Source organism: Massilibacterium senegalense (assembly GCF_001375675.1).
Classification (GTDB): domain Bacteria; phylum Bacillota; class Bacilli; order Bacillales; family Massilibacteriaceae; genus Massilibacterium; species Massilibacterium senegalense.
This window is the reverse complement of the sequence record NZ_LN831785.1, coordinates 173,972-186,992: the sequence shown is the minus strand read 5'-3', so window position 1 is coordinate 186,992 and position 13,021 is coordinate 173,972. Positions and strand designations below refer to the sequence as shown.

Below are 13,021 nucleotides of genomic sequence, written 5' to 3'. Positions count from 1 at the left end.
GACAGCCACGCTTTCCCCCCCGTTTCTAACAGGGGGGTAGAAAAACAATAAGAAACTGTTTCAAAAGCCTGAAAACCCTGATGCATCAAGGGTTTAGGGCATATTACGAAGATGTCAGCTTTTATGCTTTAGTTGACATCTTTTTTGTGTTGGGAGGAATGCACATGAATGAAGTACCTTGGTATCAGCAATTAAAAGAAAAACGATTGGCATATGGCGTATCACAAAACAAACTAGCGGTACATGTAGGAATTTCAAGGCAATATATTAGCGAGATTGAAACAGGAAAAATTACACCGACCCAAACATTACAACGTGCGATGTTTGATATTTTGGAACAATTTAATCCAGAAGCACCTTTAGAAATCTTATTTGATTATATGCGAATACGTTTTTTAACAACGAACCCGAAACCTGTTATTGAAGAAATTTTACGGTTGAAAATGGAGTATATGATCCATGAAGATTATGCGTTTTATTCTTACTTGGAACAATATGTTTTTGGTGACATTGTCGTCATGGTTTCGCCAGATGAAGATAAAGGTTGTTTACTTGAACTCAAAGGCAAGGGTTGCCGTCAATTTGAAAACTTTTTATTAGTCCAGCAACGTACATGGTTTGATTTCTTTATGGATGTATTTCGAGTGAATGGTGTCTTTAAGCGAGTTGACTTAGCAATCAATGATAAGACAGGCATATTGGATATTCCATTTCTAACGAACAAATGCCGAAATGAAGAATGTATTTCCGTTTTTCGTAGCTTTAAAAGTTATCGTTCTGGCGAATTGGTTCATGGAGAAGAAAAACGTGATATGGGAAATACGTTATATATTGGTTCCTTGAAAAGTGATGTGTATTTTTGCGTGTATGAAAAAGATTATGAACAGTATGTAAAACATGGAGCATCACTTGAAGATACAGACATTAAAAATCGTTTTGAAATTCGATTGAAAAATGACCGTGCATACCATGCAGTTGTTGATTTAATGACGTATGAGGATGCGGGACGAACAGCTTTTTCTATTATTAATCGCTACATTCGATTTGTTGATAAAGATGAGAAAAAAAGACGAAGTAGTTGGCCAATGAATGCGGAATGGCAACGTTTTTTAGATTTAGGTGAAAACAGAAAAATTTATTTAACAACAAAACCTGAACCTTACACATTCGATAAAACACTTAGGTGGTTGGCTCGTCAAGTAGCCCCTACTTGGAAACTTGCAACTAAACTTGATGAAATCAATCAAACAACAGTGATTAAAGATATGTTAGATCAAGCGAAATTAACCAAACGTCATCAACAATTATTAATGCAACAGGCGCTTAAAACAGAAGATGTCATTAAATGACGGATTGGAGGACTTCCATGAAATTCGTAAAATTCATTTTTATTACCATCATAGGCGGTATCGTATTATGGTTCATCGAATGCATGCGGCAAGTAACGAAGTATTAGAAGATGGAAGGAGGAATGAGAGATGAACTTTGGACAAAATTTATACAACTGGTTTTTAAGTAATGCACAGTCATTGGTATTAATGGCAATCGTAGTAATTGGTATTTATTTAGGCTTTAAACGAGAGTTCTCCAAATTGATTGGATTTTTAATTGTTGCGTTGGTTGCAGTAGGATTGGTCTTTAATGCAAGCGGCGTGAAGGATGTATTGTTAAACTTATTCAATCGGATTATTGGAGCGTGATATCTGGATTGGTTTATTCAAATAGTAGAATCATTATTCTGAATGTGGTAGTTAGATTTAGAGAATGGAGGATGATATAATAGATTTAAAAGTGGAAAGGTCTTGGTAATTTTGACGAATAAGAAAACGAAAATACGTTTTAATAAATTGCCGTTTTTATTAAAGGATATGGAGAAAAAACAATGGATGATAGACTCTTTTTTCTTTGAATATAAAAGTGAACAATATATTGTTATATTAACTTTGTATAATGAAAAAGAAAGAAAACCAGATAAGTATGCTAAAGCTAAAGTAGAATTTATAAAAGATAACAATACGGACCACTCAATTAAAGGATTTATTGACTTTTATGAAGTTCATTTTGATGATTTTAAAGAATTTTGTGACTTTTTCGGTGTAGAAAGTAGAAATGCGGGGAGAAATTTATTTGTAGATTTTGCCGATATATTCTCTAATTTTATACCTGAAGAAAAAATAATAAAGAAAAGTGAGAGGATACAAAAAATAATAGGTAGTCGTGCAGAAGGGAATAATCCAAAAGCGGTGTATTGTTATGATGTTCGTCGTAATGGTAAAAAAGCTGATGGAACATCGAAAAAGCGCACTATTGCTAATAGTAATAAAGCAGAAATGCTTCGACCAGAACTATATGAAACATTTCGTAAAGATACTAATTTGAGCTTTTACTTTTCAACAGAAAAAGCTGATTGTAAAAGCGACCCAGAAATTAAGAGGACATTTGCAAAGAGATAAGTTAAATTTTCCAGTGGACATTTATTGTCTGCTGTTTTTTTATGCCCATTTTTAATAAAACGGATGTGAAAAATTAATGGACATGCAAGTATATATCGCCAATCTTGGAAAATATAATGAGGGTGAATTGGTTGGAGATTGGTTTACACCACCGATTGATATGGAAGATATGAAAGAACGAATTGGCTTAAATAGTGAATATGAAGAATACGCCATACATGATTATGAATTGCCATTTGAGGTTGGTGAATACACTCCAATCTCTGAAATTAACCGGTTATGTGCGATGGTAGAAGAATTAGAAGGATCGCCGATTTATCATGAACTATCCGAAATTCAAGGCTACTGGTTTGATAGCTTAGAAGAATTGCTAGAGAATCAAGATGATATTATCTGTTATGCAGATTGTGAAGACATGGAAGATGTGGCTCGTTACTATGTTGAAGAAACAGGTATGCTTGGCGAAGTCCCTACTAATTTACAGAACTATATTGATTATCAAGCGCTTGGGAGAGATTTAGAAATAAACGGGAGTTTTCTTGTTACATCACATGGTGTGTTTGAATATGTTGGATAAATAAATATAAAAATGCGAAAACAGTCTGTGTACATGCAGGCTGTTTTCTTCTTGAAAGGAAAACCTATGAAAAAATTAAAAAGTTATACACGTATTTGGTCGGTTGAAAAAGTGATTTATGCGATTAATGATTTTCGTTTACCCTTTCCTGTGACATTCAATCAAATGTCTTGGTTTGTACTTTCTTTACTACTTGTCATGTTACTTGGGAATCTTCCGCCACTCTCATTGATCAATGGGGCGTTATTAAAATATGTGGGAATTCCTGTTGGCTTAACATGGTTTATGAGTCAAAAAACGTTTGATGGCAAAAAGCCATATAGCTTTCTGAAATCCGTCATCACTTACTTTTTTCGTTCCAAAGTGACTTATGCAGGGAAGCCAATCAAATTAAAACGGGTAAAAGTGAATGAGAGTATTACGGCTGTGAGGAGTGAAGTCCATGCGTTATCCGATTAAATATATGGAAAACAATCTTGTCTTTAATCATGACGGAGAATGTTTTGCCTATTATGGTGTGAGATGTTTTTCTATAACTGCCTAAAAGCAGGAAATGAAACTCACAATTATTATTGTGAGAACTGATAAATCGAGGAGTGGAATGATAGAGTAACGTCTTGAAACGCTCTCCCTGATACTCCTATATGCAATAATTACTGCTACTAAATTATTGTGTAAAGCTAGGTGAAGTCGGCAGAGAGGTACCGAAAGTTATGTAACAATCGAAAACGGACTAGAGGTAGTCTGTGTATCCTATATGCCGGGGGTCTATAAAATATCTATGGTGAGAATGTTCTTACGGAACTGACGAACTTGTGAATGTACGGGTCTATAAGGCGATTACGTAGAAATGCGTAGGTCACATTCGTGAAGTATATGAGGTGGAGTAAAACTCGTAATTATGAAACACCTTATAGTGTTAAAGGCACTATCCAGTATACAGGCTCATAGCAAGCACCTACGGATATATGTACAGATAGATTTATTGGAACGTCGGAAGCTAGAGACACAAATATTAAAGTGGTAGCAGACCGATGTTGTGTTTGTAAGGAAAAGTTGTACTATAACTTACATTTACTCTAGTGAAAGTGGTGGCACGAGCGATGAAGTTCTTGTAATGAGAATGGAGTAACAGCCACTAGACAACAGTTATTAAATAGAATTATCTCTAAATAACTCAAGGTTCTTGTATGACTAAAAGAAACGAAAACTTTTAATGATTAGAGGCGTTGCTTCTGTGGAAAGCGATTAGTTGACTTGACTGTCAGTAGAAACTTAAAGAAGAAACAAATTTTGCGAAATAATGAGTATTACCACTTACAAGACGTATTTGATGAATTACATGAAAAAGCCAGTAATGAGTACTATTTTCGTGATTTAATGCGAATAATTACTTCTGAGAAAAACATATTACTAGCTTACCGAACCATCAAAACTAATAAGGGATCAACTACGCCAGGAACAGACGGACGAGATATTACCTATTACAAAAATTGGGGGCAAGAAAAGTTTATATACTATTTTCAAAATAAACTTTCAAACTATTTCCCAAAAAGTGTAAGAAGAGTCGAAATTCCGAAACCAAATGGAAAAATAAGACCCCTTGGTATCCCTTGTATGGACGATAGAATTATTCAGCAGTGTATCAAACAAGTTTTAGAACCAATATGTGAAGCAAAATTCCATAATCATAGTTATGGCTTTCGCCCTAACAGAGCAACTAGTCATGCCATAGCTAGAGCAAATTATCTTATGTGGAAAAACCAACTGCATTATGTTGTAGATATTGACATTAAAGGATTCTTTGATAATGTCCACCATGGGAAATTATCAAAGCAATTATGGCAGATTGGAATTAGAGATAAAAACTTGTTGAGTATCATCAGGAAAATTCTAAAATCTGAAATACAAGGATTAGGTGTTCCCGAAAAAGGAACTCCGCAAGGAGGAATTATCAGTCCCTTACTTTCTAATGTAGTATTGAATGAATTAGATTGGTGGTTAAGCAATCAGTGGGAAACTTTTAAACCAAGACACCAATATAGCAACGTGGAAAATAAATCAAGAGCTTTAAAAACGACAAATCTAAAAGAATTTTTCTTTGTCCGATATGCGGACGATTTTAAATTATTTTGTAGAGACTATCAAACAGCTCAAAAGATATTTATTGCCACTAAGCAATGGTTACAAGAAAGATTAGGACTAGAAATTAGTCCTGAAAAATCTAAAATAACCAATGTGAGAAAAGGAAAGACTGAGTTTCTCGGTTTCAAATTATACGTTAAAAAGAAACGCAATAAATACGTCACAAGAAGTAATATCTCAGATAAAGCAAAACAAACAATGAAGAAAACGCTCAAAGAGCAGGTTAAAACTATTCAACGAAATCCAAGTGAAAAAGAAGCCAATCGGCTTAATGCCATGATACTAGGCATGCACAACTATTATAGAACTGCCACGCTGTGCAATATGGATTTCAAAGAAATTTATTACTCTGTCAATAAGAGCCTTGAATGTAGACTTAAATCGCAATTAACAGTCATACCAAATAAATCAAAAACCTATATGAAGCTCTATGGAAGTTACAATACACCAGCAAAAGGGATAAAAGGAATTGCCCTGTTTCCTATTTTTGGCTGTAAGTATTTATCCCCTCCTAGATTTTCTCAGGAGATAAATAATTATACCAAACGTGGAAGATTACTCATTCACGACAAATTGAACGGTTATAGGCATTTAATCTATTATCTATTAAAACAAAAATCCTATAATAAATCAGTTGAGTATAAAGACAACTCTATCTCCCTTATCGCTGGTCAAAGAGGCAAATGTTTTGTCACAAATAAACCTTTGGTGATAGGGAATATGGAATGTCATCACAAGCACCCGATACATTTAGGAGGGACAGATGAACATTCCAATCTCGTTTGGCTTCAAACCAATGTTCATAAATTGGTTCACGCTACTCAATCAAAGACAATCAATAAATATTTAAACGAGCTTAACCTTGATAAAAACGGTATGAGAAAAGTTAATTCTTTAAGACTACTCGCAGAAAATTTAGAGATAACCCTATAAGATAACTGTTGTTGGAACGCCGTATGAGGTGAAAGTCTCACGTACGGTGTGAACTGGGGGAAAATTTGGAGATAACATCAAAGGATTACCTATCAGTATAATTGCTTCCTTACAATTATTCTTTTTTATCACCCGATGAAAAAATCCAAGTTCATGATCACTTTCGCCAATTGATTGCACAAAATCAAGACGGAAAAATTCATGCCCTACAAATTAGTACGGCCAGTAGTATTCGTTCCGTTCAAGAACGAAGTAAAGACTTAGTTACTGGTCGATTAAAAGATGTTGCTTATGCACGAATTGATGATCAAACGGAAGCGCTTGTTTCGATGATTGGCGAACATCAAGTAGACTATCGTTTCTTTATCGGTTTTAAACTGCTCTTGAATGAAGAAGAGGTTAGTATGAAATCTATGGGGAAATCGATTAAAAATTCACTATCTTCTTTTGTTCGTGATGTGAACCATCATTTGATGGGTGATTTTGTTTCCATGCCTCATGATGAAATGAGACGCTTTTCTAAAATGGAATCTTTGCTGCAAAACAAAATTTCAAGGCGTTTCAAAATACGTCCTTTAGAGAAAAATGATTTTGGGTATTTAATTGAACATCTACATGGTCAATCAGATATTGCTTATGAGGAATATGACTATGTGCTTCCCCTAAAAAAATTAAAACAGGAAACTTTAGTGAAGCGCTATGACATCATTAAACCAACACGTTGTCTTATTGAAGAAAACCAACGTTATTTAAAAATCGAACAAGAAAAACAAACGACATATGTTGCTTATTTTACCATTAATTCAATTGTGGGCGATTTGGAGTTTCCATCAGATGAAATCTTTTATTATCAACAACAACAATTCACCTTTCCGATTGATACATCCATGAATGTGGAAATCGTGACGAATAAAAAAGCATTATCGACTGTGCGGAATAAGAAAAAAGAGCTGAAAGATTTAGATAATCATGCGTGGGAATCCAACAATGAAACAGGAAGCAATGTGTTAGAAGCGTTGGAACAAGTGAATGAATTAGAGGATGTACTCGATCAAAGTAAAGAATCGATGTATAAGTTAAGTTATGTCATTCGCATTTCTGCACCTACTTTAGATGAACTAAAACAACGTTGTAATGAAGTGAAAGATTTTTATGACGATTTAAACGTGAAACTCGTTCGTCCATTTGGGGATATGATCGGTTTACACAGTGAATTTATTCCCGCTAGTAAACGGTATATGAATGATTATATACAGTATGTTACTTCTGATTTTCTTGCAGGGCTCGGGTTTGGTGCGACACAAATGCTTGGCGAAACGGAAGGTATTTACATCGGATATAACTTAGATACGGGACGCAATGTCTATTTGAATCCGAGTTTAGCGAGTCAAGGGGTAAAAGGTTCTGTCACCAATGCGCTTGCTTCTGCATTTTTAGGCTCACTTGGTGGTGGGAAATCATTTTCAAATAACTTACTCGTTTATTATGCCGTGCTATTTGGCGGACAAGCACTGATCGTTGATCCAAAAGCAGAACGCGGTAATTGGAAAGAAACATTGCCGGAAATGGTACATGAAATTAACGTGGTAAATTTATCAAGTGATGACAAAAATAAAGGATTGCTTGATCCGTATGTCATCATGAATAAGAAAAAGGATTCGGAAAGTCTGGCGATTGATATTCTTACGTTTCTTACAGGTATCTCTAGTCGTGATGGTGAAAAATTTCCTGTATTGCGACGTGCGATTCGGGCCGTTGGTCAACAGGAAGAACGGGGCTTGCTTCTTGTGATTCATGAATTAAGAAGTGATCCTAATCCATTAGCACGCCCCATCGCAGATCATATTGAAAGTTTTACGGATTATGATTTTGCTCACCTTCTATTTTCAGATGGAACGGTAAAAAATTCGATTAGTTTAGAGAAACAGTTAAACATTATTCAAGTGGCTGATTTAGTGTTACCTGATGCGGAAACGAGTTTTGAAGAATACACAACGATGGAACTGCTTAGTGTCGCGATGTTGATTGTAATTTCTACGTTCGCATTAGACTTTATCCATTCAGATCGAAGCATATTTAAAATTGTTGATTTGGATGAAGCTTGGAGTTTTTTACAAGTCGCACAAGGGAAAACGCTCTCGAATAAATTGGTTCGTGCAGGACGTGCCATGAATGCCGGTGTATATTTTGTAACGCAAAACGCAGATGATTTAACGGATGAGAAACTAAAAAACAATATCGGTGTAAAGTTTGCCTTTCGTTCTAGGGATATTAATGAAATTAAAAAGACGTTGGAGTTTTTTGGCGTCGATAAAGAAGATGAAGGAAATCAAAGAAGACTTCGTGAACTTGAAAACGGCCAATGTTTGATTCAAGATTTATATGGACGTGTGGGGATTATTCAAGTCCATCCTGTTTTTGAAGATTTATTTGATGCTTTTGATACTCGGTCACCTACAAATGAGAAAGAGACGAGGTGATCTTGTGAAGAAACGACAATTGAAAAAAGTGATTTTAACGGTAGTACTAATTGGTGCTGCCGTTTTTCTATGTTTTCTTTTACTCGGCACTTTGGCACATGCAGCTGGATTGGTAGATGATACGGTATCGGAAGACAATCTTTATTCTAAATATGCCCTTGACCATTACCAACTCGATTTTTATGTCGATACAGGTTGGGATTGGTTGCCGTGGAACTGGAATGATGGAATTGGTAAACAAGTCATGTATGGACTTTATACGATTACCAACTTCATTTGGATTATCAGTTTGTATTTATCAAATGCCACAGGTTACTTAATCCAACAAGCTTATTCTCTTGATTTCATTTCTCAAACAGCAGATGCGATTGGGAAGAATATGCAAACATTGGCGGGGATTACAGCAAGTGGTTTTAGTAGTTCAGGATTTTATGTCGGATTCTTGCTTCTGTTTATTTTAGTCATTGGGATTTACGTGGCTTATACAGGATTAATGAAACGAGAAACAACGAAAGCGCTAAGAGCTATTCTAAACTTTTTAGTCGTGTTTCTATTATCAGCTTCCTTTATCGCTTACGCACCAACTTATATTACAAAAATCAATGATTTTTCAGCAGATATTAGTCAAGCAAGTTTAGATTTAGGAACAAAAATCTTGATGCCAAGTTCCACTAGTCAAGGAAGAGATAGTGTGGATATGATACGAAATAATCTCTTTTCTATTCAAGTGGAGCAACCTTGGTTGTTGTTGCAATTTGATGATTCGGATAAAGAAACAATTGGTGAAGATCGTGTTGATACATTAGTTTCTATTAGTCCAGATGCCAATAACGGAAAAGACCGTGAAGATGCGGTTAAAGCAGAAATTGAAGATCATGACAATAAAAATTTAACGATTACGAAGACCACGACACGTTTAGGCATGGTCTTCTTTTTGTTTCTATTTAATATTGGAATATCCATTTTCGTATTTTTATTATCGGGCATTATGATTTTCTCGCAAATTCTGTTTATTATTTATGCGATGTTCTTACCGATTAGCTTCCTATTATCTATGATACCAACTTTTGAAAACATGGGGAAACAAGCGATTATGAAATTATTTAATGTGATTATGCTTCGTGCAGGTATCACGTTAATCATAACAGTTGCTTTCAGTATTTCATCAATGCTGTACAGTTTAACAACGAGCTACCCATTTTTCTTAATTGCCTTTTTGCAGATTGTCACGTTTGCAGGCATTTACATGAAACTTGGCGACATCATGAGTATGTTTAGCTTACAAAGTAATGATTCACAAAACGTTGGGCGTAAAGTGATGCGTCGTCCTTATCGGATGTTTAATCGCGGGGGACGTCGATTACACCGTAATATTACGCGAACGCTTGCAGGTGCAACGGCAGGGGCGACAGCTGGCGCATTAATTGGTCAATCTAAAAAAACAAAAGGGAGTTCATCGCCACATCGCCCATTACAACGACTCACATCATCACCAAAAAAGAATCGGGAAAAGGCGAACGAACAAGCGAATCCAACTTCATTAAGTCAGAAGTTTGGTCAAGTAACGGGGAAGGTACTTGGTGTAAAAAGTCAGGTTCGAGAAAATATCAAACATCGAAAAGAACAATTGGTTGATTTACCGACGAACACTAAATATGCAGTGATGCAAGGAAAAGAACAGTTAAAAAAGCCTGTTCATGATTTTAAAGAAGGTGTTGTGCAGGCAAAAGAACAAAGAAATAAAGCAGCAAAAGAACGCACAGTGAAATATCGACAAACAATTGCAGATAAACGACGAGCATTGGATAAAAAGCGTGCACCTTCTCGTGATCAGTCTACTCATATACGACCAGTAACTCAAAGAGAACCGATTGTGGGGAGAATTATACAGCAACAAAAGACATCAATAAACGCTCAAGAAAATTTAACCCGTGGGATGCAGGACCAATTCATACAGTCGAAGTTGAATAGAAAAATATCAGTTTATAAAGAACGTCCTGAAATGGAACGTAAACAAAAAGTACAAAAAGTGATGAAGTATCCAGATAAACCAATCAAAGTAATGAAGAAGAGACAGCTTCAGAAACGTTCTGCTCCTACAAATAGGAGGGAACGTCAATGAAGGTCATGCGATTAAAAATAATGCTCATTACGTATGGAGTAGGCTTTCTACTCTTTTTTGGATTGTTGGTTTTTGTGGCACTCTTTATTACTAATGAAGATGATTCATCAGGAAGAAATTATTCTGACATGGATGGCGGGGGAAGTGTTTCTGTGTCAGCAGATGTATTAAAGTACCGACCAATGGTAGAGAAATATGCGAAAGAATATGGCGTTAGTGAATATGTGTCAACATTACTCGCAATCATGGAAGTGGAGAGTGGTGGAAGGTTAATCGATGTGATGCAATCAAGTGAATCCATGGGGCTACCACCAAATACTTTAGATTCGGAAGAAGCATCTATAAAGCAAGGGGTAAAATACTTTGCAGACTTAATTCAATTAGCAGAATCTAAAGGGGTAGATGGAAATACGGTCATACAGGCTTATAACTATGGCGGTGGGTTTATTGATTATGTTACACAAAGAGGAAAAAAATATAGTTTTGACTTAGCACAAAGCTTTGCGAAAAAACATTCAGGTGGAAGTAAAACGACCTATTCCAATCCGATTGCCATAAAAAAGAACGGGGGTTGGCGATACCTGTATGGCAATATGTTTTATGTCGATCTAGTCAATCAGTATTTTCATGCCCCACAATTTGATGGTGACCTTGTGCAACTAGTGATGGATGAAGCGTTGAAGTACGAAGGCTATCCTTATGTATTTGGTGGAGATAACCCAAACACTTCTTTTGATTGTAGTGGACTTACACAATGGAGTTATCAAAAAGCCGGAATCAATTTACCACGAACAGCACAACAACAATATGACTTTACAGAACATATCCCTTTATCTGAAGCAAAGCCAGGTGATTTAGTGTTTTTCCACTCAACGTATAACTCTGGAACGTATGTTACCCATGTTGGAATTTATCTAGGAGACAATCAAATGTACAACGCAGGTGATCCGATTGGATATGCCGATTTAACGACTGCTTATTGGCAAAAACATCTAATTGGAGCTGGACGCATGAAACAATAGAAAGGGTTGGAATAGATGAAAAACGTATTTATAAAAAGTGGAAAAAAAACGGTGGAAACAAAGTCATCGAAATCAAAAGTAAAAAGTTTTGGAAAACGTAAGAAATCGGTGACTGTTTTGTGGATTGTATTAATCAGTAGCCTTGTCTTTGGGATTTATAAGAACTTTACGGCAATTGATCAGCATACAGTTCATGAAAAAGAAGTCATTGAAACAAAGCTTGTGGACACAAGTGCAATTGAAAGCTTTACGAAAAGCTTTGTGAAAGATTACTATACATGGCAAAATAATAAAGAGTCTATTGAACAACGAGAAGAAAAGTTAAGCCTTTATCTAACAGAGGAATTGCAAGCTTTAAATACTGATACAGTAAGAGCAGATATTCCTACTAGTTCGAGTGTAAGTGCTATTGATATTTGGTCGATATCACAAGAAGATGATGATTATGCAGTTGTTTATTCGGTAGAACAAAAAATTACAGAAGATAAGAATAGCGATAAGGTTCGCTCCACATATCGGATTTTGCTTCATCAGGATAATGTAGGAAATTTAGTTATTACACAAAATCCTACTTTATGGAGTATACCGAATAAATCAGATTATGAACCACAACAACCTGAGAGTAATGGCACAGTCGATTCTGATACAGCGCAAGAATTGACAGAGTTTTTGGAGACAATCTTTATATTTTATCCGACTGCGACAGAGAAAGAGCTTGCTTATTATGTGAAAAACAATGCATTACCAGTAATCGGAAAGGATTATACATTTTCAGAACTTAGTAATCCAGTATTTCAGACAGCAGATCATCAAATAAAAGTATGGGTTGCTGTTAAATATATTGACGAAGTAACGAAATCTGTACAGATTTCACAATATATACTCACGTTAGAAAAGGATACAAATTGGATGATTGTAGAAGAAATAAGTCAGTTTTATCGATACAGTGTTTTGACGAGAAGTAAGTTTTATACTATTGCAGACTGTCTCAAATATTATGTCCTAGACATAATAACGTTTGATTAGTAGGGTAACCCTTTTTAAGGTATCCTTACTTTATTTGTTACTTTGAAAAAAGTTTGATAAAAATAATCCTTTAAGATAGTATTTTCGTAAATGGACAATTTTGCATTAATAAGGTACAGATAAAGTCATTGTAGTTTAATTGTACTTTTACACAACAGATCACTGTAAATACCTGTGTAAAAGTACAATAATAAAAATCTTACGAATTGTTCATGTGAAGAATCAACATATCTTATAAATATATTTTGATTTCATATCTAGAG

At 35.3% G+C, this 13,021-nt stretch carries 9 protein-coding genes and 1 pseudogene; all 10 read left to right on the top strand.

The window, feature by feature from the left end; all coding sequences use genetic code 11:
* The first annotated feature begins 149 nt into the window (after positions 1 to 149).
* The 10 genes and pseudogenes from mobT to BN1372_RS01585 all read left to right on the top strand — a co-directional run bounded on the left by mobT (position 150) and on the right by BN1372_RS01585 (position 12,758).
* Positions 150 to 1,349 (top strand): MobT family relaxase, encoded by a 1,200-nt coding sequence (gene mobT / locus BN1372_RS01630; RefSeq protein ID WP_062197439.1) that lies wholly within the window; start codon positions 150 to 152, stop codon positions 1,347 to 1,349.
* 129 nt (positions 1,350 to 1,478) lie between these two features.
* Positions 1,479 to 1,700: a hypothetical protein gene (locus tag BN1372_RS01625; protein WP_050349780.1), complete on the top strand. Its 222-nt coding sequence runs from the start codon at positions 1,479 to 1,481 to the stop codon at positions 1,698 to 1,700.
* A 102-nt stretch (positions 1,701 to 1,802) separates the two neighbouring features.
* Positions 1,803 to 2,453, top strand: coding sequence for a DUF6037 family protein (locus BN1372_RS01620; protein ID WP_222704663.1), 651 nt, complete (start codon positions 1,803 to 1,805; stop codon positions 2,451 to 2,453).
* Positions 2,454 to 2,529: 76 nt separating this feature from the next.
* Positions 2,530 to 3,030 carry an antirestriction protein ArdA gene (locus BN1372_RS01615; RefSeq protein WP_062197149.1) on the top strand — a complete coding sequence of 167 codons (501 nt, stop codon included), beginning with the start codon at positions 2,530 to 2,532 and terminating at the stop codon, positions 3,028 to 3,030.
* Positions 3,031 to 3,096: 66 nt separating this feature from the next.
* Positions 3,097 to 3,489, top strand: a complete 393-nt coding sequence (locus BN1372_RS01610) for a conjugal transfer protein (RefSeq protein WP_062197148.1) — start codon at positions 3,097 to 3,099, stop codon at positions 3,487 to 3,489.
* A gap of 834 nt (positions 3,490 to 4,323) precedes the next feature.
* Entirely contained in the window at positions 4,324 to 6,108 is a 1,785-nt protein-coding gene (gene ltrA, locus BN1372_RS01605; RefSeq protein WP_230198778.1) for a group II intron reverse transcriptase/maturase, read from the top strand.
* Positions 6,109 to 6,209: 101 nt separating this feature from the next.
* Positions 6,210 to 8,588, top strand: a pseudogene (gene tcpF / locus BN1372_RS01600) (conjugal transfer ATPase TcpF); the annotation flags it as partial.
* 4 nt (positions 8,589 to 8,592) lie between these two features.
* Positions 8,593 to 10,710: a CD3337/EF1877 family mobilome membrane protein gene (locus BN1372_RS01595; RefSeq protein ID WP_062197146.1), complete on the top strand. Its 2,118-nt coding sequence runs from the start codon at positions 8,593 to 8,595 to the stop codon at positions 10,708 to 10,710.
* A gap of 5 nt (positions 10,711 to 10,715) precedes the next feature.
* Entirely contained in the window at positions 10,716 to 11,732 is a 1,017-nt protein-coding gene (locus BN1372_RS01590) for a bifunctional lytic transglycosylase/C40 family peptidase (RefSeq protein ID WP_062197437.1), read from the top strand.
* Positions 11,733 to 11,747: 15 nt separating this feature from the next.
* Positions 11,748 to 12,758 carry a conjugal transfer protein gene (locus tag BN1372_RS01585; protein WP_082418910.1) on the top strand — a complete coding sequence of 337 codons (1,011 nt, stop codon included), beginning with the start codon at positions 11,748 to 11,750 and terminating at the stop codon, positions 12,756 to 12,758.
* The last annotated feature ends 263 nt before the right edge of the window (positions 12,759 to 13,021 follow it).

Coding starts and splice junctions, on each gene's coding strand:
- BN1372_RS01625 (WP_050349780.1), top strand. CDS start 1,479: ATGAACTTTGGACAAAATTTATACAACTGGTTTTTAAGTAATGCACAG.
- BN1372_RS01615 (WP_062197149.1), top strand. CDS start 2,530: ATGGACATGCAAGTATATATCGCCAATCTTGGAAAATATAATGAGGGT.
- BN1372_RS01610 (WP_062197148.1), top strand. CDS start 3,097: ATGAAAAAATTAAAAAGTTATACACGTATTTGGTCGGTTGAAAAAGTG.
- BN1372_RS01590 (WP_062197437.1), top strand. CDS start 10,716: ATGCGATTAAAAATAATGCTCATTACGTATGGAGTAGGCTTTCTACTC.
- BN1372_RS01585 (WP_082418910.1), top strand. CDS start 11,748: ATGAAAAACGTATTTATAAAAAGTGGAAAAAAAACGGTGGAAACAAAG.